At 62.3% G+C, this 21396-nt stretch carries 22 protein-coding genes and 1 riboswitch; of the genes, 6 read left to right on the top strand and 16 right to left on the bottom strand.

The window, feature by feature from the left end; all coding sequences use genetic code 11:
* Positions 1–6 precede the first annotated feature (6 nt).
* From cobA to cbiT, 5 genes are read right to left on the bottom strand one after another with little or no spacing between them, the layout of a single operon-like run.
* The gene (gene cobA, locus ACN0SD_RS14875; protein WP_417809018.1) at positions 7–753 is read right to left on the bottom strand and encodes a uroporphyrinogen-III C-methyltransferase; all 747 of its coding nucleotides are present in this window, start codon (positions 751–753) and stop codon (positions 7–9) included.
* Complete coding sequence (locus ACN0SD_RS14870) at positions 750–2069, bottom strand: cobyrinate a,c-diamide synthase (RefSeq protein WP_417809017.1); 1320 nt, start codon at positions 2067–2069, stop codon at positions 750–752. The genes cobA and ACN0SD_RS14870 overlap by 4 nt, the downstream gene beginning before the upstream one ends.
* A complete protein-coding gene (gene cobM, locus ACN0SD_RS14865; protein WP_417809016.1) occupies positions 2066–2851 on the bottom strand; it encodes a precorrin-4 C(11)-methyltransferase in 786 nt (261 codons plus the stop codon). The genes ACN0SD_RS14870 and cobM overlap by 4 nt, the downstream gene beginning before the upstream one ends.
* Positions 2848–3180 (bottom strand): cobalamin biosynthesis protein, encoded by a 333-nt coding sequence (locus tag ACN0SD_RS14860; protein WP_417809015.1) that lies wholly within the window; start codon positions 3178–3180, stop codon positions 2848–2850. Before ACN0SD_RS14860 ends, cobM begins: the two co-directional genes overlap by 4 nt.
* The gene (gene cbiT / locus ACN0SD_RS14855; protein WP_417809014.1) at positions 3177–4370 is read right to left on the bottom strand and encodes a precorrin-6Y C5,15-methyltransferase (decarboxylating) subunit CbiT; all 1194 of its coding nucleotides are present in this window, start codon (positions 4368–4370) and stop codon (positions 3177–3179) included. The genes ACN0SD_RS14860 and cbiT overlap by 4 nt, the downstream gene beginning before the upstream one ends.
* Between cbiT and ACN0SD_RS14850 the strand changes: the two genes are divergently transcribed.
* Positions 4369–5139: a cobalt-precorrin-6A reductase gene (locus ACN0SD_RS14850; RefSeq protein ID WP_417809013.1), complete on the top strand. Its 771-nt coding sequence runs from the start codon at positions 4369–4371 to the stop codon at positions 5137–5139. The two genes, cbiT and ACN0SD_RS14850, sit on opposite strands and share 2 nt — an antisense overlap.
* On the opposite strand, the gene cobJ is transcribed toward ACN0SD_RS14850, so the two are convergent.
* From cobJ to ACN0SD_RS14815, 7 genes are read right to left on the bottom strand one after another with little or no spacing between them, the layout of a single operon-like run.
* Positions 5097–5849 carry a precorrin-3B C(17)-methyltransferase gene (gene cobJ, locus ACN0SD_RS14845; protein WP_417809012.1) on the bottom strand — a complete coding sequence of 251 codons (753 nt, stop codon included), beginning with the start codon at positions 5847–5849 and terminating at the stop codon, positions 5097–5099. The genes ACN0SD_RS14850 and cobJ overlap by 43 nt on opposite strands.
* Positions 5846–6586, bottom strand: a complete 741-nt coding sequence (locus tag ACN0SD_RS14840) for a precorrin-2 C(20)-methyltransferase (protein WP_417809011.1) — start codon at positions 6584–6586, stop codon at positions 5846–5848. Before ACN0SD_RS14840 ends, cobJ begins: the two co-directional genes overlap by 4 nt.
* A 5-nt stretch (positions 6587–6591) precedes the next feature.
* Positions 6592–7221, bottom strand: a complete 630-nt coding sequence (locus ACN0SD_RS14835; RefSeq protein WP_417809010.1) for a precorrin-8X methylmutase — start codon at positions 7219–7221, stop codon at positions 6592–6594.
* The gene (locus ACN0SD_RS14830) at positions 7221–8363 is read right to left on the bottom strand and encodes a precorrin-3B synthase (RefSeq protein WP_417809009.1); all 1143 of its coding nucleotides are present in this window, start codon (positions 8361–8363) and stop codon (positions 7221–7223) included. Before ACN0SD_RS14830 ends, ACN0SD_RS14835 begins: the two co-directional genes overlap by 1 nt.
* On the bottom strand, positions 8360–11599 hold the full coding sequence (cobN, locus tag ACN0SD_RS14825) for a cobaltochelatase subunit CobN (protein WP_417809008.1): 3240 nt from the start codon (positions 11597–11599) through the stop codon (positions 8360–8362). Before cobN ends, ACN0SD_RS14830 begins: the two co-directional genes overlap by 4 nt.
* Complete coding sequence (cobW, locus tag ACN0SD_RS14820; RefSeq protein WP_417809007.1) at positions 11599–12645, bottom strand: cobalamin biosynthesis protein CobW; 1047 nt, start codon at positions 12643–12645, stop codon at positions 11599–11601. Before cobW ends, cobN begins: the two co-directional genes overlap by 1 nt.
* 3 nt (positions 12646–12648) lie before the next feature.
* Entirely contained in the window at positions 12649–13023 is a 375-nt protein-coding gene (locus tag ACN0SD_RS14815) for a DUF1636 family protein (protein WP_417809006.1), read from the bottom strand.
* Between the two features lie 102 nt (positions 13024–13125).
* A riboswitch (cobalamin riboswitch) is annotated at positions 13126–13349 on the bottom strand.
* 39 nt (positions 13350–13388) lie between these two features.
* Between ACN0SD_RS14815 and cobO the strand changes: the two genes are divergently transcribed.
* Entirely contained in the window at positions 13389–14015 is a 627-nt protein-coding gene (gene cobO / locus ACN0SD_RS14810; RefSeq protein WP_417809005.1) for a cob(I)yrinic acid a,c-diamide adenosyltransferase, read from the top strand.
* Positions 14016–14283: 268 nt separating this feature from the next.
* Positions 14284–15729 (top strand): cobyric acid synthase, encoded by a 1446-nt coding sequence (locus ACN0SD_RS14805; protein WP_417809004.1) that lies wholly within the window; start codon positions 14284–14286, stop codon positions 15727–15729.
* Here ACN0SD_RS14805 and cobD read toward each other — a convergent pair whose 3' ends face one another.
* From cobD to ACN0SD_RS14785, 4 genes are read right to left on the bottom strand one after another with little or no spacing between them, the layout of a single operon-like run.
* Positions 15730–16698 (bottom strand): threonine-phosphate decarboxylase CobD, encoded by a 969-nt coding sequence (cobD, locus tag ACN0SD_RS14800; RefSeq protein WP_417809003.1) that lies wholly within the window; start codon positions 16696–16698, stop codon positions 15730–15732. It abuts the gene before it with no gap.
* Positions 16698–17645, bottom strand: coding sequence for an adenosylcobinamide-phosphate synthase CbiB (gene cbiB / locus ACN0SD_RS14795; RefSeq protein ID WP_417809002.1), 948 nt, complete (start codon positions 17643–17645; stop codon positions 16698–16700). Before cbiB ends, cobD begins: the two co-directional genes overlap by 1 nt.
* Positions 17642–18439, bottom strand: a complete 798-nt coding sequence (locus tag ACN0SD_RS14790; protein ID WP_417809001.1) for a propanediol utilization protein — start codon at positions 18437–18439, stop codon at positions 17642–17644. Before ACN0SD_RS14790 ends, cbiB begins: the two co-directional genes overlap by 4 nt.
* Positions 18436–19011, bottom strand: a complete 576-nt coding sequence (locus ACN0SD_RS14785; RefSeq protein WP_417809000.1) for a histidine phosphatase family protein — start codon at positions 19009–19011, stop codon at positions 18436–18438. Before ACN0SD_RS14785 ends, ACN0SD_RS14790 begins: the two co-directional genes overlap by 4 nt.
* 80 nt (positions 19012–19091) lie before the next feature.
* On the opposite strand from ACN0SD_RS14785, the gene cobU reads away from it, so the two are divergent.
* From cobU to cobS, 3 genes are read left to right on the top strand one after another with little or no spacing between them, the layout of a single operon-like run.
* Positions 19092–19595, top strand: a complete 504-nt coding sequence (gene cobU / locus ACN0SD_RS14780) for a bifunctional adenosylcobinamide kinase/adenosylcobinamide-phosphate guanylyltransferase (RefSeq protein WP_417808999.1) — start codon at positions 19092–19094, stop codon at positions 19593–19595.
* Between the two features lie 3 nt (positions 19596–19598).
* Positions 19599–20603 carry a nicotinate-nucleotide--dimethylbenzimidazole phosphoribosyltransferase gene (cobT, locus tag ACN0SD_RS14775; RefSeq protein ID WP_417808998.1) on the top strand — a complete coding sequence of 335 codons (1005 nt, stop codon included), beginning with the start codon at positions 19599–19601 and terminating at the stop codon, positions 20601–20603.
* Positions 20600–21361, top strand: a complete 762-nt coding sequence (cobS, locus tag ACN0SD_RS14770) for an adenosylcobinamide-GDP ribazoletransferase (RefSeq protein ID WP_417808997.1) — start codon at positions 20600–20602, stop codon at positions 21359–21361. The genes cobT and cobS overlap by 4 nt, the downstream gene beginning before the upstream one ends.
* The last annotated feature ends 35 nt before the right edge of the window (positions 21362–21396 follow it).

The raw sequence follows: 21396 nt of genomic DNA, 5'->3' as shown, positions 1-21396 counted from the left end.
GTAACGTCAAGCCCCGGTTGAGTGCTTGTCCTCGGCCTCGCCAGCAAGAGGCCCATATAAGATCAACGCGGGTTGATCGGGGCACGCCTGCGCAAGCTGATCGGCAAGCGCACCAATTGTGCTGCGTTGCAGTTTTTGTTCCGCATGCCCCACAGCTTGGGCCAAAAGCGCGGGCGTGTCGCGCGACATTCCTTGCGCAATCAACTGAGCCGCCAGCTTGGGAAACGTGCGTTTACCCATATAAACCACTGTCGTGGCCCCCGGATCGGCCAGTGCCGCCCAGTTCAGCGCTTCGGGCAAATCGCCGGTCACATCCGCGCCGGTCACAAACTGCACCCGCCGCGCCGACAAGCGCCGTGTCAGGGGCAGCCCAGCCGCCGCCGCCGCCGCGCACGCAGATGGCACGCCGGGAATGATCTCGTAATCGATCCCGGCCGCATCAAGCGCGATCATCTCTTCTTCCAGTCGCCCGAAAATACCGCAATCGCCCGATTTGAGCCGCACCACGCGCGCGCCGGTGCGTGCGTGATCCACCAGCAACCGGCTAACGTGGTTTTGTTTGACCGAAGGGCGGCGCGCGCGCTTGCCCACGGCAATCAATTCGGCCTGCGGCCCCGCATGACTTAGGATCGCCCCCGAGGCGAGGTCATCAAACAACACCACATCGGCGCGTTGCAACCGATCAACCGCCTTGAGGGTCAACAAATCGGGGTCTCCGGCGCCCGAGGAAACGAACGAGACAAATTCACTCATAGGCTGGCCTCTGCAATAAAGTGAAAAAACGTGCCGCTAACTTGGCCACCACCTGCGGCCTTTCGCCATGAACCGGTTTGCGCCACGCCAGCCCCATTAGCGTCGCAAACCTCGGCCAAGGGCGCATCGGGCTGCGATAGGATCGTCGCATAGTGAAACTCATGCCCACGCAAGCGCGCACCAACCGCATGGCCCGGGATCGGCGCGCTCAACCGCGCCAGACGGTAGCCCAAATTCATCTTGCGCTTGGCAAAACTGGTCTCAAGCCCAAGTAGCCCAAGCATCGCATGGCGCTGCCCCTGCGCATCAATCAACCCTGCACCCAAAGCCATGTAACCGCCGCATTCACCATGAACGGGCCGGGTTTGTGCAAAACGCCCAATCCCGGCGCGCAGGGTTGCATTCGCGGCCAGACGCCCGGCATGCAACTCGGGATAGCCCCCCGGCAGCCAGCAGCAGTCCGCGCTATCGTCAGGCCCCTCGTCAGCCAGCGGCGAAAACGGCAAGATGGTCGCGCCCGCCGCGCGCCAGCCCTCAATCAGATGGGGATAGACGAAAGAAAAAGCCGCATCGCGTGCCAAAGCGATCCGCATTCCGGGCGGTGGTGTGAGACGATGCACCGCCGGTTTCCTTTGCCCGGCACGCGCTGCGGCGACAATGGCATCAAGATCGCAATGCGCCGCCACGACATTCCCCGCCTTGGCGAGAAGGGATTCGAGGTCACCCGTCTCTTCGGCCTGCACTAGTCCCAGATGGCGCGATGGCAACTCAATTCCCGCCTGACGCGGCAGCGCGCCAAGCACCGGGATCGCGGCCTGCGCAAACCCCGCGCGCACCAACGCCTCATGGCGGGGCGAGGCGACTTTGTTCAGCACCACCCCCGCGACTTGCGCATCCTCGCGAAACTGCGCCAAACCTTGCGCCACAGCCGCTGCGCTTTGCGCCTGCCCCGTGACATCAATCACCAGAACGACCGGCCAGCCCATCAGGGCGGCGATATCCCCGCTTGCTCCGACCCCGGTTTCGCCCGGTTGCGCCACGCCATCAAACAGCCCCATCGAGCCTTCTGCGACAGCAATATCGGCCTCTCTATCCGCGAGGTCTAAAATCTGCGCAGGCGCCATGGCCCAGCCATCAAGGTTGAGCGACGCGCGTCCCGCCGCCACCGTGTGAAAGGCCGGATCAATGTAGTCGGGGCCGCATTTGAAGGGCTGCACCGCCATTTCGCGCGCCCGCAACGCCGCCATAAGCCCCAGTGTGAAGGTTGTTTTCCCCACACCCGAAGCCGCACCGGAGATCACCAACCCCGGCGTCATGCGCCAGCCCCGGGGAAACGCGGATTGGTGCCAACGGGGCGATACCGGCGATCATAATCACCCGAATAAAGACGGCTTTCGTCAAACTCCTCGGCGCCGATTGAGCGTCCGACAAGGATCAAAGCCGTGCGCGCCATCTCATCGCCGACGGCTGTTTTCAGCGTTCCCAAGGTCGCGCGCACCACCCGCTCATCAGGCCAGCTCGCACGCCAGACCACCGCCACCGGGCAATCCGCGCCGTAATGCGGGGACAGATCAGCCACGACTTTTTCCAACACGTGAACCGAGAGATGAATCGCCAGCACCGCCCCGGTGCGCGCAAAGTTTTGCAGGCTCTCTGCCTCGGGCATCGCGCTCGCGCGTCCCGAGGTGCGCGTCAACACCACCGATTGCACCACGCCCGGCAAGGTTAGCTCGGCCCCAAGTGTCGCAGCGGCGGCGGCAAAGCTCGGCACGCCGGGCGTCACATCATAGGGAATGTCCAGCGCGCGCAACCGGCGCAACTGCTCGCCCATCGCGGACCAGACCGACAGGTCACCCGAATGCAGCCGCGCCACGTCATTGCCCTCGAAATGGGCCGCACTGATCGCATCGGTAATTTCATCAAGGCTCAGCGAAGCAGTGTTCACGATCTTTGCGCCTTCGGGGCAATGATCTAGCAGCGCCTTTGGCACCAGCGAGCCCGCGTAAAGACACACCGGGCTGGATGCGATCAGATCGCGCCCACGCAACGTGATCAGATCGGCCGCTCCGGGTCCGGCTCCGATAAAATGCACTGTCATATCTTATCTCCTTGTGCGCGCGCGATGGTCACGCCGCCGATAATTCTACGCGTATGGCATAGCCGCGCGCCCGCCCCTGCGGCGATGAGTGCCGCAGCTTCTGCCACCGAGCCGGTGCCATACGCGCTGAGCGATGCCTTGGATTGCGTCGGCGTTGCCACCCCCGCCACGTCGACGCCCACCACCCGCACCCCCGGCAAGGCTGCGGCCAATGCCGACGCTTTTTGCGCGGCAGTGGCCACGCAATCAAATGCCCCGGCCTGCTCCAACGCAGCCGCCAAGGCCTTTGGCGTAATCGTTCCGCGAAACCCAAGCCCCACGACCCTCATCGCGTTACCGCCCATTGCACGACCGGGCGCGCGGGCAGCCAGCCGCGCATCCGTCCCAAAGGCGCAGCTTGGGCGATCTCAATCCGGGTCAGCGTGCCGCCGAGGCGCGCGTGCAAGGCCACCAACAGGGCCTCGGTCTCTAGCGTCACAGCATTGCAAACAAGGCGCCCGCCGGGCCCAAGATGTCCCCACAGCGCGTCAAAAAGCGCCCCCGATCCACCGCCTCCGACAAAGATCGCATCCGGTGGCGGAAGATTTTCCGCCAGCACCTCGGGGGCGTGCCCCTGAACCAATGTAATCTGGCGGGTTAAACCGAATGCGTCGATATTGGCGCGGATATTGGCGCAGCGGTCCGCGCGTGGCTCAATTGCAACCGCTCGACCGCCCGCAAGCCCCCATTCAACGCAGATTGACCCCGATCCCGCGCCAACATCCCACAACATCTCGCCCGGACGCGGCGCCAGTGCTGCAAGCGTAAGCGCGCGCACGGCTGATTTGGTGATTTGCCCGTCATGCACGAATGCGCTTTCAGGACGCCCCGGAACGCGCGACAGACCAGCCCCGACTGGCAAATCTACGCCATCAAGCGCCACCGTCACAGGTGCTGCGACATCTGCAATCGCAAAGCTATCCGCCCGCGTCTGACGGAGGCGTTCGTGTGGGCCGCCAAGGCGTTCAAGAATATGCATCTGCACCGCGCCAAAGCCGTTTTCAGTCAGCCATTGCGCAAGTTCCGGCACCGCTTTAGCGTCACGCAGCGTTGCGACAATCTGCATCCCGCAATGAATTTCACTACCAAGCGGCGCAAAACCGACGGCATGTAAGCCCATCGCACGAACCTCTTCGACCCGCCAACCAAGGCGCGCACAGGCCAGCGACACCACACCCGCAACCGGATGTGCGCACCATTCCTCGGGCGCAAGATGTCGGGCCAACGCGCCGCCCACGCCAAACCAGAACGGATCGCCCGAGGCCAGCACCACCACCGGCCGCCCGCGCAACGCCAGCACAGGGGCAAGATCAAAAGGCACTGACCACGCGCGGCCCCGACCTTGTGCGTCGATCAGGCTTAGATGGCGCCCCCCGCCAAAAATGACCTGTGCGCGCGAGAGTGCATCGCGGCTTGCATCTGACAGCCCGCACAGGCCATCTTCGCCAAGACCGATGATGCTGAGCCAAGGATTACACATGACGCGCCTCTTGCTGCTTGGCGGCACCAGCGAAGCCAGCCAACTGGCCCAAAGGCTTGCCCAAGATGCGATTGGGGCAATATTTTCCTACGCCGGACGCACGCGCGCGCCAGCCTCGCAACCGCTGCCGATGCGGATTGGTGGATTTGGCGGCATCAATGGTCTGGCCGAATATATCCGCACCAAACACATCTCTCATGTGATCGACGCCACCCATCCCTTTGCCGCCCAAATAAGCCATAACGCCATCGCCGCCTGCGCGCAGACCAACACACCCCTTCTGAGTTATCAGCGCGCGCCTTGGCAGGCAGGGCCTGACGACGCGTGGTGTCATGTGCCCGATATCAACGCTGCGCTGGCCGCCCTGCCCGAGCCCCCCGCGCGGATCTTTCTTGCGATTGGCAAGCAACAGTTGGGCGTGTTTGCCAGAAAACCGCAGCATCATTATCTGGTGCGGCTGGTTGACCCGCCCACGACGCCGCTGCCCTTGAGCAACGCGCAGATCGTGATCGCACGCGGCCCGTTCACGCAGCCCGAGGACACCGCACTGATGCGCACCCATGAGATCACCCATATCATTGCCAAGAATTCCGGTGGCGCGGGTGCAAAGGCCAAGCTTTTGGCGGCGCGCACATTGGGGCTGCCGGTGATCATGGTGGACCGACCGGACATGGCCGCGCGCGACATCCGCGACAGCGTTGAGGGCGTGATGGATTGGTTGGCCGATCATGACGTAGCCCCGCCATCAGGCGCGCTGCGCGGCGTATAAACCCACGCTCCAACACGCCGCGTTGTGCTATTGCCCACGATGACAACGGTGCGCATATCGGCCATCTCGGGTGTCGCCTGATCTAGGGTGACGACGGTCACCATCTCTTCGGGCGTCGAAACCGCACGCGCAAAGACGATCAGCCGCGTCGGTTCACATTCCTCACGCAGCACCTCCAGCACGCGGGCGAATTGATGCGGGCGCGACTTGGAACGCGGATTGTAAAACGCCATTGCGAAATCACCGCGCGCACCATGGCGCAAGCGGTGTTCCACCAGATCAAAGGGCTTGAGGTTGTCACTCAGGTTGATCGCGCAGAAATCATGCCCCAAGGGGGCCCCCACACGCGCCGCCGCCGCCAACATCGCGGTAATGCCCGGCAGGATGCGGATATCGATATGCGCAAACTCGGGTATCTCCTCCAGACGTTCAAACAGCGCCGAAGCCATCGCGAACACCCCGGGATCACCAGAGGAAACGATCACCACGCGCTTGCCCTGCGCGGCCATCTGCAAGGCGTGATGCGCGCGCTCAAGTTCAACCCGGTTGTCAGAGGCGTGCAGTGTCAGCCCCTCTCGCGGGGCGATGCGTGCGACATAGGGGATGTAGCCCACGATATCAGTGGCCTGCGCCAGTGCCGCGCGCACCTCGGGTGTCACCAGATCCTCTGCGCCAGGGCCAAGCCCGGCAACGACGACCCAACCGCTCATTGCGCGGCCTGCGCAATTTCGGGACGGCGGCCATGACCATGCACAAGGACAATCGCGAAATAGGGGCAGTCATGCTCCTCGACCTCAGCCAGCCGCGCGATGCGTTGATCGGGCATTGTGCCGCGCTCAACCAACCATGCCTCGTCCAGACGTCCCGCACGGGCCAAAGCGCGCTTGACCTTGGGCAGGTTGCGCCCGGTCTTCATCACGACCAGCGCATCGCACGCAACCATGCGCTGCGCCAATGCGTCTTCCCCCATTGAACCCATCAGCACCGTCATCACATCGTCGCCCCATGTGATCGGCTCTCCCATCGCAGTCCAGCACCCCGTCATGCCAGTGATGCCGGGGATCACCTCGATCTCGATCTGCCCGCGCAGACGGGTATAGAGATGCATGAATGAGCCGTAGAAAAAGGGGTCGCCCTCGCATAGCACAACAACATCGCGGCCTTGCGAGAGCGTAATCAAGCGCGACGCCCATTGATCATAAAACTCGGCGAGCCGCCGGTTATAGTCGGGGCTGTTGAAGGGGATCTCAGTGGTGACAGGATATTCCATCGCGTGCTCCACGACATCATCCGCCAGCATCCCCTCGACGATGCGTCGGGCTTGGCCGTAACGCCCCTTTTTGCGGAAATAGGCGATGTCTGTCGCACCGCGGACCGCGCGATCCGCCCTGCGCGACATCAAATCTGGGTCGCCCGGACCAAGCCCTGCACAAATAATCCGTCCCATCCGCATCACTCCTTGCGCGAGGCAAGCGCGTTAAGCGCCGCCACGGTGATAGCCGATCCACCAAGCCGCCCCTGAACAATCAGCGCAGGCACGGGAGGCGCGCTGATCAGCGCCGCTTTGGATTCCGCCGCGCCGACAAATCCCACCGGGCAACCAATGATCGCAGCCGGGCGCGGGCAATCGGGGTCTTCCAGCATGTTGAGCAGATGAAACAGCGCAGTCGGTGCATTACCGATGGCCACCACCGCACCCTTCAGATGCGGGCGCCATAACTCAAGCGCCGCTGCCGAACGTGTGTTGGCCATCGCATTGGCGCGCTCTGGCACTGAAGGATCGTGCAAGGTGCAAATCACCGGATTATCAGCAGGCAAGCGCGCACGAGTGATCCCCTCGCTGACCATGCGCGCATCGCATAGGATCGGCGCACCCGCCTCTAGCGCCGCGCGCGCCGTAATCGCCATGCCGGGGCTAAATCGCACATCCGCCTCCAGCCCGACCAGCCCCGCCGCATGGATCATACGCACGACGACCGGTTCTTCCTCAGGTGTGAAACGCGCCAGATCAGCCTCGGCGCGGATCGTGGCGAATGACTGCGCGTAGATTTTTGCTCCATCCGTTTCATAAAGATGTGCCACTATGAAAACTCCGATAAATCAAAAATTTGCTGTGTAGACAGGGTGCGCGTTTCCGCACCATCACCCGCCCGCCCGTCGTGGATAAGATCAAAGCCCTGCGGCGTGGCCGTCAGTGTTAAAGACGCGCGCGCGGGCCACGCACAGCCCTTCGCACAGCCCGACACATGCAGCGTCATTTCAGGATCAAGACGCGGTGCAAGAGTTCGGGCAAGCGCACGCACGGGGGCCTGTCCTTGCAGGCATCCCGGCGCGCCTGTGCAGGCAAAAACACGCAGCATCGGATCGTCAGGATCAGTGATCAGACCTTGAAGCTCAGGCATCTGACGCAGCCCCTCGACCAAGACCATCCGCCACGGCGTGATGCGCAACGAGCCAAGCGCGGCCAACGCGGCGAGGGTTTCCCCTCGCAACTGGCCGAATTCGAACGCCACCAGCGCGCCTTGCGCGACCAACCCCGGTTTCGGGCGCGCCGATGCAGGCGCCGGCGCGTGCGTCGCGGCAAGCGCACCTTGGGGGCGAGCGCCTTGCGCAATCAACTGCGCCATCCGGCCACGCCCCTTGCAAACACCGCCCGCCGCAACGAACCAATGGGCAAAATCGACCATGGCCTCGGCTGCGTGTGCCTGCGTGATCAAAGCCCCTAGATCCAGCCCGGAGGCGCGCATAATCAGCGCGCCATCTACTGTGCGTTCCAGCCGAATGTCGGCGGAAACATCGCGCATGACAGGGGCCTGACCACAATCGAGCATAAAACCGAACTTATCGGGCAGTTCGGGTGCATCGGCCAGCGCAAGCCGCAACGACTCAGCCAAGGCACAAGTGGCCTCATCCGCAAATGGAGTGACGATGATATTGCGCAGCGATGGGGCGGTGCCATCTGTCGCAGCCTCGATAAGGCCAAGCGGCATTAAGTCGGCAATCAGCGCCGCGTGGTGTTGCCCATCTACGCCGCGCAGTTGGACATTGGCGCGCCCTGACAGATCAATCAGAGCGTTGCCATAGGTCTGCGCCGCCGCGGCAATCGCAACGGCTTGTTCGGGCGTAATACGCCCTGTCTTCGGGCTCAAACGCACCACCAGCCCATCGCCTGACGCCATTGGCCGGCGCGCAGTTGGACACCACCCGTGAATGCGCACGCTCATGACAGCCGCTCCAAACGCGCAGCGATAGAGTTGCGTTGCGTGATCCACAGCCCGGCTTCGTGCAGCCGTTGAAACAGATCGCGCATCGCGACCAGCGCCTCGGGGTTCTCGCGTGTCAGGAAATACACAACCTGTTCGCGCCCCAAGGTCGCATCAAAATACAGGTCGAACAAATGCGCAGGCACAGTTTGCGTCAGATGGGCGAAAGCCGCGAGATGATCGAGCGTTGCGGCGATTTCGGCACCGCCACGATAACCGTGGCGCATCATCCCTTCCGCCCATACCGGATTGGCTGCGCGCGCCCGCACGACGCGCGCGACTTCTTCGCCCAAGGCGCGCGCACGCGGGCGTTCTGGCTCTGTCGCGTCCAGATGATAAAGCGCAGGCTCTGCCACCCCAAGACGCGCAAGGGCCGCCGCCACGCCGCCTTCATGGGCCGCATAATCCGAGGCCAACAGCAAGTCGCTTTCGGGCAAATCCTGGACATGAACAAAGCTGTCCGCGCCGCGCAATCGGGTTTCCAAGGCCGCCCGATCCGCGCGAATTTCGCCATCCTTGCCTATCGCATGGCTCGACGCCGCCAGCCATGCCTCTGCAGCCGCGGCGCGTGACTCGGGGGTGAAACTGTCAAACGCAGCGCCCATGGCCAATCCGTATCGACCGGGTTGGGGCGCAAAGACCCGCGCGATGCGCGTCAGATAGGGATTGTCATCACGGCTTTCCTCGCGTGCGGCCAAAGCCTCGGCACCGGTCTCGAAAAGCTGTGCAAGGCTGGGAAATATATCGCGAAACAACCCAGAGACGCGCAGGGTCACATCAATGCGCGGACGCCCCAACATGGCAAGCGCGATCACCTCGACACCGGTGACACGCGCCGCGCCGTCGTCCCAGATCGGTTTGAGCCCCGCTAGATGCAGAGCCATTGCAAATTCTTCGCCCGCCGTGCGCATCGTCGCCGACCCCCAAAGATCAACAACCAGACCTTTCGGCCAGTCACCGTGATCTTGCAGATGCTTGCGCAGCAACTCTTCGGCCAGTTTCACGCCCTGCGCATAGGCCGCGCGCGAGGGCACGCCGCGCGGATCGACCGAAAACATGTTGCGCCCGGTTGGCAGCACGTCCTCGCGACCCCGCGCAGGGCTACCCGAAGGGCCGGGCGCAACGCGTAGCCCCGAAAGCGCCGCGCAAAGCCCCGCATGCTCTTGTGCGCCACATGCGCCCTGCCCCAGCACATGTAGCCCCTCGCCGAACTGGCTTTCTTTGATGTCGCACACGAAACGGTCGACGCGCGTAATCACTTCGCTAGCGCTTGCCTCATCGGGTATGCCCAGATCGGCGCTGACACCGCTTGCGCGCGCCTCGTCACGAATTGCTCCGATCAAGCGGTTGCGCCGCGCGGGGTCCAACCCATCCGCCGTCGAATATTCATCCAAAAGCCGTTCCAGACGCGCCATTCCGGCGGGCATCTGCGCGGCGCGCATCGGCGGTGGCAGATGGCCCAGAGTCACCGCCCCGATCCGTCGTTTGGCTTGCGCCGCTTCGCCGGGGTCGTTGACAATAAACGGGTAAATCACAGGTAGCGGGCCGATCAACGCCTCGGGCCAGCAGTTGGATGACAGTGCCACCGCCTTGCCGGGCAGCCATTCCAGCGTTCCATGCGCCCCCATATGGACAAGCGCGTGCAAACCCTGTGCTCGTAGCCATAGATAGAACGCAACGTAGGCGTGGCGCGGGGTGCGCGCTAGGTCGTGATAATCGTCCTCTCGGGTCGCGACATCGCCCCGCTCTGGCTGAAGCGCCATCGTGACGGCGCCACGATTCAGTGCCGCGAAAACAAACGCCTCGTCTAACACGGCCGGGTCACCCTCTGGCGCGCCCCACGCAGCCGTCAGGTCATCGCGCAACCGGCTTGGCAGACTACTCAATGCGGATTTATATTCGGCAAGCGGCCATTGAATTCGCGCGCTTTCCAGTGCCTGCACCCCAACGCCGGGTTCAATCGCATAGCCCTGTTTTGCTAGCTCCAGCAGCAGCGCGTCGGTTGAGGCAAGCGCATCAAGCCCCACCGCATGCCCCATCTCCCACGCGCGCCCCGGATAGGTCGAAAGCACCACAGCAAGCCTGCGCTGCGCAACCGGGGTCTGCCCCAAACGGTGCCAGCTACATATCCGATCCAACGCGACTGAAACCCTTTCAGGATCGACGCGATGCGAAAAACGGGAATATTCCAGATCAGGATCGCGCGGTTGCGGCGCCTTAAAGGAAATCACGCCAGCATGAAGACGCCCGTCCACTTCTGGCAAGACGACATGCATCGCCAGATCCGCGGGCGAAAGACCACGCTCAGCCGCCTCCCAGTCTTTGCGACGCGCCGTCGAAAGTGCGACTTGAAAAACCGGACAATCGTAGCGGTCAAAAGGCGTTGCGCCATCATTGCCCTGCATCGAAAAAGCGGTTGCATTAACCACCAGATCGGGGCTGCGCGTGCCAAGCGCGCTGTGCAGCCAATCGCCCATCCCCTCGGATTTCAGCGATGTCGCGTAAAGCCCATAGGCAAGAAAGCCGCGCGCGCGCAACCCTTGGATCAATGCATCAATCGGCGCCATATCCGCCGCGCTCAGATAGGAGCGGTAGAAACTGACAAGTGCCAGCTGCCCTTGCCCCTCGGGCGACGCAACCGGCCCCAAATCGGGGTCATAAAACCCGCGCGCGGGAAGGCGTTTATCGCCCGCAACCGGACCGGCATAAAATCCCGACGCCAAGGCCATTTGTGCCAGTGCAGCCTGAGCCGCGACCGCCCCGCCCGCATCACACAACTCCTTAAGCCTGTGTAATGTCGAGGCGGGCAAAGTCGAAAGCGCATCAAGGCACGCATCCGCACATCCGTCCGCAGGAAGGACGGCCAGCGCAATTCCCTTGCGTCGCGCCAGATCCTGAAGAGAAGCCAAGCCATAAGGCCAGTATCCCTCGCCGCCGATCAAACGCACAAGAATACCCTTTGCCCCCGCCAACGTGTTCTCAACGTAGGTATCCACTGAAATCGGATGACGTAGCGCAACGAGATTGGCCAGCCGCAACGAGGGCAAACCGCCCTTGGCCCGATGCCAGCCTGCCGCGAAAGCCCCGAGATCGCTGTCAGAAAAAGACAACACCACCAGATCTGCGGGCGACTGCCCCAGATCGGTCGGCACGTCGGTCTCTTCAAGGCCGTGGCTTTCGCGAAAAACGATATGCATCAGGCAGGCACAGACGCAAGCAACGCAGCGCGGATTGCCTCGGGGTCGACATCGTCATGCTCAGCGATCACCACCAGCGCCGAACGGCGCGGATCGGTGCCCCAAGGGCGATCAAACTGGTGTCGCACCCGCGCGCCAACACCCTGCACCAACAGGCGCATCGGTTTGCCCTGGACTGCGACATGGCCCTTTACGCGCAAGATATTCTGATCGCGCGCGAGACGCTGCACAGCCGAGACAAATTGATCAAGGTCGGTGATTTCGGGCAGCTCAATCACCACCGTGTCGAACTCATCATGTTCGTGATCATCCGCCCCGTCGTGATGGCTGGGACGCGCCGCCAGATCGTCTTCGGCAGCCGCGCCCAGACCCAGCACGACATTGGGGTCGATCACTCCTTCGGTAAGCGGCAAAATCGGCAGCTTGCGCGGCGCTTCGGCCTCGATCACGGCACGCGCGGCGGCAAGCCCCGCCTCTCCCGCCAGATCAGCCTTGGACAGCAGCACGAGATCAGCGCAAGCAATCTGATCTTCAAACACCTCAGACAAAGGCGTCTCATGATCCAAGCTGTCATCCGCCAAGCGCTGCGCATCCACCGCAGCCACATTCGGCGCAAAGCGCCCAGCCGCCACCGCCTCTACATCCGCCAAAGCAATCACCCCGTCCACCGTAATTTTTGAGCGGATCGCAGGCCAGTCAAACGCTTTCAGCAACGGTTTGGGCAGCGCCAGACCCGAGGTTTCAATCAAAATATGGTCGGGCTTTTGCGGGCGCGCCATCAGCGCTTCAATCGTCGGGATGAACTCATCTGCAACGGTGCAGCAGATGCAGCCGTTGGCCAGCTCGACAATATTCTCGTCGGGGCAATTTTCGTCGGCGCATTGACGCAAGATATCGCCATCGACCCCGACAGTGCCGAATTCGTTGACCAGAACGGCCAGCTTTCGATCGCCGGCATTCGCCATCAAATGCCGGATCAGGGTCGTCTTTCCCGCGCCCAGAAAGCCGGTAATAACGGTAACGGGAACCTTGGTCAGATCGGGCATGGACTACTCCTGTGAATCGGATTTCGAAGACAGCGGCGGAATGCGTGCGAGGCTTTGCTTGCGAAAAATCACCGGGCGCGCGCGCCATGGCACCAGACCGTCGGACGTGGCCGCATAGGCGGCAGAACCTGTCAGAATATCGGATGCGTTTTGCGCGCTCATATGGCCGTAAACATAGCTCCACTTGCCCGGCGCCGAGAGCGCGATAGTGCAGCCATTGTCACAAGCCGAGAGACATTCAACCGACCGGATTTCCACGCCGTCAGGGCAGTCAAGCGCGCTGAGCGCTTGCAATAAATGCGTGCCAGGACGGATTTCATCGCCCGCATCGGGTTCTGCACCACGGCAGGTCGCACACACACTCAAAATTGCCGTCATCGCACCTTTTCCTCCTGTGTCGCATCAGGGGAAAAGGCCAGAGGGAATCACGGATCACGAACGACCAGAGTCACCCATCCGGTCGCAGAAACACCCCGTCTGCCCGTAATCAACAGCGCTGGCAGGTCTCCCGGCTTGCGGATACGGGGGATCGCCCCACGGACACCCGCCTTCCCAACCCATTCGGATCAGTGGCTCGGGTGACCTCTCCGGTCACGGTCGCGGGGGCGGCTGCGCTTGAGGCTCACGATCCGATCAATCGCAAACCCTGTCGCATTCCCTCTTCACCTGCCTTAAAGACAGGAACCAGCGCAACCTCTGAGTGCGCGAGCGCAACCGTTTTGTCAAGCACGAGGATCAACCCCATGCCCCCCAAAGCCGACACCTCCGACACCTTGGCCCGCCACAGCGCCAAAATGGCGAAAAAGAAGGCCGCACGCGACAAAATCATGGCAAAAAAAGACGGGGAAAAAGGGTTAATCATCGTCCACACGGGATCAGGCAAAGGGAAGTCCTCGTCGGGTTTCGGAATGATTCTGCGCTGCATCGCGCATGAAATGCCTTGCGCGGTTGTGCAGTTTATAAAAGGCGCGTGGGAAACCGGTGAACGAAGCCTGATTACCGAGCATTTCGGCGATCTTTGCCAGTTCTACGCGATGGGCGAGGGCTTTACTTGGGAAACGCAAGACCGCGAACGCGACATCGCCGCTGCACAGGCGGGCTGGGAGAAAGCCAAAGAGCTGATCCGAAACCCCGAAATTCGGATGGTGCTGCTGGACGAAATCAATATCGCACTGCGCTATGACTACCTGTCACTTGACGATATGCTCACGTTCCTCCGCGATGAAAAGCCGCCCTTGACCCATGTTGTCTTGACAGGTCGCAATGCTGCCGAGCCGCTGATTGATGCTGCGGATCTGGTGAGCGAAATGACACTCGTCAAGCATCCGTTCCGATCTGGAATCAAAGGTCAGCCCGGCGTAGAATTCTGAGCGGAAACGCGGGGCTCTGCCCCCGGCGCGGTGCGCCTCCCCCGGGATATTTCCACCAAGAAGAATTCAAGGGTTTGTTAATCATGGTGTGGCAACCTTACTATGCGGAACAGGGAGGGATCCCGATGGCCGCCCAAGGAGAAAGCACCGCGTCTCCCCCGGTTTTCCGGCCCGAGGCGCGGTGCCCGACGCCCTGTTTCTTCTTGGCCAGAAATATCCCCGCCGGAGGCTCGACTCTTTTTTCCATAGCTGAGGCCGGAAACACGCGATGACAGCTTTGATGGTGCAAGGTGCGGGCTCGAATGTTGGCAAATCAATGCTGGTTGCTGGTCTTTGCCGAGCGGCGCGCAGGCGCGGTCTCAGCGTCGCTCCGTTCAAGCCACAGAACATGTCCAACAATGCTGCTGTGACGAGTGATGGCGGGGAAATCGGGCGCGCGCAGGCACTACAGGCTTTGGCCTGTGGGTTGGATCTTACGACCGACATGAACCCCGTCTTGCTTAAGCCTGAAAGTGATTTGGGCGCTCAGGTGGTCGTGCAGGGACAGCGCTTGGCGACCATGCGCGCGCGCGATTACGCCGCGTTGAAGCCGCAACTGATGGGCGCAGTTTTGCAAAGCTTTGGCCGTTTAAAAGAACGTCATGATCTGGTTATTGTTGAGGGCGCAGGCTCTCCGGCGGAGGTGAACCTGCGCGCCAATGACATCGCCAATATGGGCTTTGCGCGGGCTGCAAATGTGCCAGTTGTGCTAGCAGGCGATATTGATCGCGGCGGGGTGATTGCACAAATTGTAGGCACGCAAGCCGTTCTGGACGCTGACGACGCGGCGAAGATCGTGGGCTTTATGATCAATAAGTTTCGCGGCGATCCCAGCCTGTTCGATGATGGCTATGCCATGATCGAAGCGCGCACTGGCTGGCGCGGTTTTGGTGTGCTGCCATGGTTTTCCCAAGCCCATCTTCTGCCTGCAGAAGACGCGCTTGATCTGGCCGCTGCGCCGCGCCACGGCAAGGTGAAGGTCGCTTGTCTGATGCTATCGCGGATCGCCAATTTCGACGATCTTGATCCACTGGCAAGTGAGCCAGATATTGATCTGGCAATGATACGTCCCGGCGCGCCAATCCCGGGCGATGTGCAACTGGTAATCGTGCCCGGCACGAAGTCCACGCGCGCGGATCTCGCATTTTTGCGGGCGCAGGGTTGGGACATCGACCTGAAAGCGCATCATCGGCGCGGCGGGCATGTGATGGGGATCTGCGGAGGCTATCAAATGTTGGGGCGTTTGATCAGCGATCCAGAGGGCATTGAGGGACCGCCTGGCGTGACCGAGGGGCTGGGCTTGTTGGACATCGAAACCATGATGTTACCTGACAAGCGGCTGTCTCGAATTATGGCACGCCATGCCGCCACGGGATTGTCTGTGGAAGGCTATGAAATTCATATCGGTCGTTCAGACGGGCCGGATCGCGCCCGCCCGTTCGCCCATGTGGACGGCGTATCAGAAGGGGCGATTTCACAATGCGGGCGGGTGACTGGCACCTATTTGCACGGGCTTTTTGTGGCAGATGATTTTCGCGCGGTGTTCCTGAAATCTATCGGGATCACGGCATCAGGCGAAAGCCACCGTGGTCGAATTGAGACGGTTCTGGATGCGCTGGCCGACCATCTTGAGGCGCATCTTGATGTGGGTGCGCTGTTGGGCGCGGCGCGCTGATTACGACAGCGCCTGCGCGAGCCGGTCCCATTCGGCGACATCTCCGGGCAGACCGAGGCGTATCCAAGTCGTCGACCACGGGAAAATTCGGCTCCAGATTTGCGCGCGCGCTAGGCGGTCACGTGCCGCAAGGGCGTCGGGTGTGGCGTAGCTGCGAAAAAGATGCGTTCCCCCGATCAATGACCATCCCGCGCGTGCGGCCAAGGCGTCAAGGCGAACCGTTTCCTGCGCCAGACGCGCCACGGTTTCGTGCTGCCAATCGCAATCATTCAATGCGGCACGCCCGATCTCCAGCGCAGGTCCCGCCACCGGCCAAGGTCCGGCCATCTCGGACAGTCGCGCGATGCTGGCCCCATCGCCAAAGGCAAAGCCAAGCCGCACCCCTGCAAGCCCCCAGAACTTGCCAAAAGAACGCAGCACAATGACATTGCCCTCGGTTTTCAGGTTGCCCGCCAACCCTGCCAGAGACACTTCAGGCACCGGATCGGCAAAACTCTCGTCCACCACCAAAACACCGACATGGCGCGCAATATCCAGTAGGCTTTGACGCGTGTGATGGGTTCCGTCAGGGTTATTGGGATTGACGACGACGGCCAGATCAGCCCCCGCGAGATCGACCAATGCGCTGACCTCTTGAATCTGCCAGCCCTCGGTGCGTAGCGCTGCGGCATGCTCATTATATGTCGGCGTAAGGATGCGCGCATAGCCCGGCGCACAGAGTCGCGGGATCAGCTGGATCCCTTGTTGCGCCCCGGCAAGCGCAACGCAGGGCGCATCGCTGGCAAAAGCGCGCGCGGCTTCCTTAAGCAGCGCAGATTTCGCAGCATGGGTTGGCAGGTCTGTCCAAACCCGTGCGGGCAGCGCGGGCACTGGCCAGGGCCGACGATTGATGCCTGTCGAAAGATCGATCCAATTCGTGCCGCCCCAGATCTCTTGGGCATGATCGATATTCCCGCCATGATCGCGCATCAGATCCTCCAGACCGCCAGCGCAACGAGCGCCAGAATAGCGGCCCCCAATCCCATGGCGCGCCGGTAAAGCGCAAGGCCGCGCGTCAGATCGGCGGGCGCAGGATCACGGGCAGCAGCGTTCAGCCATGGTTCATTGGCGATGTGATTGCCGTAAACACGCGGCCCCGAAAGGCGAATGTCCAGCGCGCCCGCCAGTGCCGCCTCGGGCCAACCTGCATTGGGCGAACGGTGCGCGCGCGCATCGCGCATCATCACCCGCATCGCCCGCGTGCTGACCCCGCCAGAGGCCAGCGCGAACAGCGCCCCGCATAGCCGCGCCGGAATCAGGTTTACCAAATCATCGATCCGCGCCGAGGCCCAGCCGAAGTCTTCATAGCGGGCATTGCGGTGACCGATCATAGAATCAAGCGTGTTGATCGCTTTATAGGCTGCAATTCCCGGCAACCCTGCCACCGCCCCCCAAAACAGCGGCGCAATGATCCCGTCCGAGCTGTTTTCCGCCAAACTTTCCAGCGCCGCGCGTGCTATCCCTGCCTCATCAAGATGCGCCGGATCGCGACCAACGATCATCGACAGCGATTGGCGCGCGCCAGCCAGATCACCCGAAACAAGTGGATGCGCGACAGCGGTGACATGTTCATACATTGACCGCAACGCCACTAGCGGCCATGCCAACACGCCGCCGATGACAACACCCACCCAAGTCGCAGGCAGCGCCGATTGCACGGCAAATCCGCAACCGGCCGCGACACCGATCACCAGCGCCGCCGCAAGTGCACCGCGCATCCGCCGCCCCGGTCCATCGCGATTCAGGCGCGCCTCTAGGCGGGAGATCAACGCTCCAAGCCATGTCACAGGATGCCCGATAGCCCGGAACAAAGAGCGCGGCCATCCAACGGCCAAATCCACCGCCATGGCGAGCAACATCATCGCGGCAAAGTTCATTGGCCACCGCCGCGAAATTGCAGCAACGCCTGCAAACCGGCCTCGCGCAAGGTGCGAGAGGCGCAACGCGGCACGGTGCCCGGCGCGAAAATCAACCCGCGGGCAGCGCCGGTATGGGCGCGCAGCCAACCAAGCGCGCCCAAGTCACGCGCCAAACATGCCGTTGGATCGCCTGCGGGGCCACGCATCGCCTGACAGCGCGCGGCACTTTCGCTTGCCAGAGCCGCAACATCACGCAAATCGCGCGCCTGCGACCAATCTGCAACCAGATCCGATATATCCGCAAAACCCACATCCTTCGGGTCGGTCCAGTTGGGACCGCCAAGAAAGCCACCCAAAATCTCGTAACGCGGCAAGGCGGGGAAATCCGCCAGCTTCCGTCCAACGCGCGACGCCCAAAGCAAACGGTCCGGCATCGCAAAGGCCAGCGGGTCCGAAGCGCCCTCGAATGCGACACAGGCACGCGCTAGGTCTGCCGGTGCGCCCTGCCAACCGGCTAAGCGGGCCAGCGAAACCAGCCGCGCGCTTGATACACCCGTGCCAAAGCCAAGATGCGCACGCGCGCGCATCCGAACCGACCCGCGCAGGCTAAGCCCCAACGATGCTAGGAACCGGTGCGTTTGCTGCGGTGTCAGGCCAACCCCGTGAAGCCGCAAGCCGTGTGGCGTTGCGCGATGCCATACGCTGACGCCAAGCGCGGCGCAGGGCAGCGTGACCAAAGCAAGCGGCCCATCCGGGCCAAGCCGCCCCTGCACCCATTCCCCAAAGTGTCCAGCCACATGCAGCCCGTTCATTGGGCGCTCTGATTGACGCATGCCACAGACCAGTTTGCATGCGCGAGCGCCGTCATCCGCGTGATCGACAGGGGGGCCACCTGAAAGGCCAGAGCGGCGGGCATAGACCCCAGCGCATGGGCAAGGCCCGCGCGCACGACCCCTGCATGCGCAATCACCGCGATGCGACCTCCCTGCCCCGCCAGATCCATCAGCGCGGGGCGTACACGCGCGCACAGATCGTTGAAACTCTCGCCCCCCGGCGGGCGATGCGCGGCCAAAGCTGGCGCATCAAGCGGGCCAAGATCAGGCAGATCACCATAGGCGACGCCCTCCCATTGCCCGAAATCCTGCTCCCATAATCGCGTATCGTGCTGCACCGCCTGATCGGGCCAAAGCGCGGCGACCGTTTGCACGCAGCGCAGCGCCGGACTTGCAACCAGTCGCGCAGGTCCAATAAGCGCACGCAGCTTCGCCAGAACCTCCGGTCCCGGAAGTTGCGCCGCCACATCGCGCCGCCCGGCCAGACAGCCGCCATCGCATGCCTGCGCATGGCGGATCAGAAGCAACTCGGTTCCAGCCATCGCGTCCATGGTTGCATTGTCCCTTTCTCACTCGCTCTGTTTCTGCTTTATCAACGCCCGAGGAACAAGAGGCAGGGTGCAGAACAACAATGGCGCGCATTCTTCTGGTTACCGGCGGTGCAAGATCGGGCAAAAGTGTGCTTGCAGAAGAACGCACGCTGATGCTGGGCTCTCCGGCCCATTACATCGCCACCGCTCAGGCCTTTGACGGGGAAATGGCGGCACGCATTGCCACCCATCGCGACCGCCGCGGCCCCGAATGGCACACGCATGAGGCACCGCTTGATTTGCTTGATGCGCTGCGCGCCACCGATGATGCCCCTCGGTTGGTCGACTGTCTGACGCTGTGGTTAAGCAACCTGATGCTGGCAGAGATGGACTGGGAAAGCCGCGCGCGCAAAATGATTGCAGCCCTGCCAGACCTACAGCAACCCGTTGTTTTTGTTACCAATGAGGTGGGGATGGGAATCGTGCCAGACACCCCTCTCGCCCGGGCGTTCCGCGACGGGGCGGGCACACTTAACCAATGGATCGCGACGATTGCGGACGAGGTGATCCTTTCCGTATCAGGCCTACCACTGAAAGTGAAATAAACTATGAATATCAACAATCTGTCCGACATTGCTACATTAGCCAATCAACTGCCGACGGTGGACGGGGCCGCGCGCGAGGCCGCGCAGCAGCACCAGAACAATCTAACCAAACCACCCGGCTCGTTGGGACGGCTAGAGGAACTGGCGATCTTTATGGCAGGTTGGCGCGCCACCTCGCGACCCGATATTCGCATGGCACAAGCCTTGGTCTTTGCTGGCAATCACGGAGTTTGCGCACAGGGTGTTAACCCCTATCCGCAGGAAGTCACCAAGCAGATGGTCGCAAACTTCGAGCATGGCGGAGCCGCGATCAACCAGCTGTGTCGCGCCAATGGGGCGGATTTGAGCGTCATCGCGCTTGATCTGGACAGGCCGACCGCTGACTTTACCCAAGGCCCCGCGATGAGTGAGCCCGAAACCCTTGATGCGATGAACCGGGGCGTTGCGGCGGTCGATCCGGCGGCGGATATCCTGATCTTGGGCGAAATGGGTATCGGAAATTCCACCACTGCTGCGGCTCTTGCCTCGGCTCTGTTTGGCGCCACACCTGCGGACTGGGTCGGACCCGGCACCGGTTCGGATGCTGCCGGGATCGCACGCAAGATTGCAGTGATCACCAAGGGTCTGGCATTGCATGGCGCCAAATCACCAATGACCATCTTGGCCGCCCTTGGAGGGCGCGAACAGGCCGCGATCTGCGGGGCGGTTCTGGCTGCACGCAAACGGCGTATCCCGGTGATCCTTGACGGGTTCATTTGCACATCAGCGGCCGCCACTCTTTATGCGGCCGATCCGCGCCTGCTTGAGCACTGCCTCGTTGGCCATGTCTCAGCCGAGCCGGGCCACCGCCGCTTGTTGGACGCAATCCACCAACGCGCCGTTTTGGAGTTCGATATGCGGCTGGGCGAAGGTTCGGGCGCAGCACTTGCCCTTGGCATCCTGCGCTCTGCACTTGCGTGCCATAACGGTATGGCAACCTTTGCCGAGGCCGGGATCAGCGAAGCATGACCCTGCGCGAGGCGCATCTGGCGCTCGTTTTAATGACCCGACTGCCCCTCCCAAAGCTGGCAGAGCCGATCCCAAAGATTGGCAGCGCAGCTTGGGCCTTTCCGCTCGCCGGTTTGATGGTGGGCGCAATCACAGCGGCTGTTCTGGTCGGTCTGGTTGCGCTGGGGCTGTCGGCTGCACTGGCTGCGGGGGGGGCGCTGGGTGTGCAGATCATGCTCACCGGCGCGCTGCATGAAGATGGGCTCGCGGATTTCACCGACGGTATTTGGGGCGGACAAGATCACGCGCGCCGCCTTGAGATCATGCGCGACAGCCGGATCGGCACTTACGGAGCGCTGGCGCTGATATTGTCGGTCGGGCTGCGTTGGCAGGCGCTGGCGGTGCTGGCCCTGCATCCAGCGATAGCGACATTGGCGATCATCGTGATCGCGATGACCAGTCGCGCCTGTGTCACGGTCGCGCTCACCGCGCTGCCAAGCGCACGCACGGACGGTATGGGCCACAGCGCAAGCGGCACCAGCACACTGAGCGCCTTCATCGCGATGGCTTTAGGGGGCGTGTCCGCGCTTGTGCTTGCACTCACAACAGGATCGCCCGCTTCGCAGCTGCTCGTTCCAGCTCAGGCACTGGTCCTTTTCGCCCTCTCACGGCTCTCGCTACGCCGCCTTGGTGGTCAAACCGGTGACGTGCTGGGTGCCGCTCAGCAACTTACTGAGATTACCGGGTTTCTTGTCCTATCGGCCTGCCTCGTCAGCTAGGGGCTGGACTTCGGTAACGGGGACGTCTCAATCAA

Source organism: Thioclava sp., from assembly GCF_048263065.1.
Taxonomy (GTDB): domain Bacteria; phylum Pseudomonadota; class Alphaproteobacteria; order Rhodobacterales; family Rhodobacteraceae; genus Thioclava.
Note: the sequence above shows the minus strand (reverse complement) of the source record. Positions and strands in the feature narration are given on the sequence as shown.

What these genes read in the sequence shown, in the direction of transcription:
- cobS (WP_417808997.1), top strand. Translation starts at nt 20,600, where the DNA reads ATGACCCTGCGCGAGGCGCATCTGGCGCTCGTTTTAATGACCCGACTG.
- ACN0SD_RS14870 (WP_417809017.1), bottom strand. Translation starts at nt 2,069, where the DNA reads ATGACGCCGGGGTTGGTGATCTCCGGTGCGGCTTCGGGTGTGGGGAAA.
- cbiB (WP_417809002.1), bottom strand. Translation starts at nt 17,645, where the DNA reads ATGAACTTTGCCGCGATGATGTTGCTCGCCATGGCGGTGGATTTGGCC.
- cobA (WP_417809018.1), bottom strand. Translation starts at nt 753, where the DNA reads ATGAGTGAATTTGTCTCGTTCGTTTCCTCGGGCGCCGGAGACCCCGAT.
- ACN0SD_RS14790 (WP_417809001.1), bottom strand. Translation starts at nt 18,439, where the DNA reads ATGAACGGGCTGCATGTGGCTGGACACTTTGGGGAATGGGTGCAGGGG.
- cobJ (WP_417809012.1), bottom strand. Translation starts at nt 5,849, where the DNA reads ATGAGCGGTTGGGTCGTCGTTGCCGGGCTTGGCCCTGGCGCAGAGGAT.
- cobO (WP_417809005.1), top strand. Translation starts at nt 13,389, where the DNA reads ATGCCCCCCAAAGCCGACACCTCCGACACCTTGGCCCGCCACAGCGCC.
- ACN0SD_RS14815 (WP_417809006.1), bottom strand. Translation starts at nt 13,023, where the DNA reads ATGACGGCAATTTTGAGTGTGTGTGCGACCTGCCGTGGTGCAGAACCC.
- cobD (WP_417809003.1), bottom strand. Translation starts at nt 16,698, where the DNA reads ATGCGCGATCATGGCGGGAATATCGATCATGCCCAAGAGATCTGGGGC.
- ACN0SD_RS14840 (WP_417809011.1), bottom strand. Translation starts at nt 6,586, where the DNA reads ATGGGACGGATTATTTGTGCAGGGCTTGGTCCGGGCGACCCAGATTTG.
- cobT (WP_417808998.1), top strand. Translation starts at nt 19,599, where the DNA reads ATGAATATCAACAATCTGTCCGACATTGCTACATTAGCCAATCAACTG.
- ACN0SD_RS14860 (WP_417809015.1), bottom strand. Translation starts at nt 3,180, where the DNA reads ATGAGGGTCGTGGGGCTTGGGTTTCGCGGAACGATTACGCCAAAGGCC.
- ACN0SD_RS14830 (WP_417809009.1), bottom strand. Translation starts at nt 8,363, where the DNA reads ATGAGCGTGCGCATTCACGGGTGGTGTCCAACTGCGCGCCGGCCAATG.
- cobW (WP_417809007.1), bottom strand. Translation starts at nt 12,645, where the DNA reads ATGCCCGATCTGACCAAGGTTCCCGTTACCGTTATTACCGGCTTTCTG.
- cobN (WP_417809008.1), bottom strand. Translation starts at nt 11,599, where the DNA reads ATGCATATCGTTTTTCGCGAAAGCCACGGCCTTGAAGAGACCGACGTG.
- cobU (WP_417808999.1), top strand. Translation starts at nt 19,092, where the DNA reads ATGGCGCGCATTCTTCTGGTTACCGGCGGTGCAAGATCGGGCAAAAGT.
- ACN0SD_RS14850 (WP_417809013.1), top strand. Translation starts at nt 4,369, where the DNA reads ATGACGCGCCTCTTGCTGCTTGGCGGCACCAGCGAAGCCAGCCAACTG.
- cbiT (WP_417809014.1), bottom strand. Translation starts at nt 4,370, where the DNA reads ATGTGTAATCCTTGGCTCAGCATCATCGGTCTTGGCGAAGATGGCCTG.
- ACN0SD_RS14805 (WP_417809004.1), top strand. Translation starts at nt 14,284, where the DNA reads ATGACAGCTTTGATGGTGCAAGGTGCGGGCTCGAATGTTGGCAAATCA.
- cobM (WP_417809016.1), bottom strand. Translation starts at nt 2,851, where the DNA reads ATGACAGTGCATTTTATCGGAGCCGGACCCGGAGCGGCCGATCTGATC.
- ACN0SD_RS14785 (WP_417809000.1), bottom strand. Translation starts at nt 19,011, where the DNA reads ATGGACGCGATGGCTGGAACCGAGTTGCTTCTGATCCGCCATGCGCAG.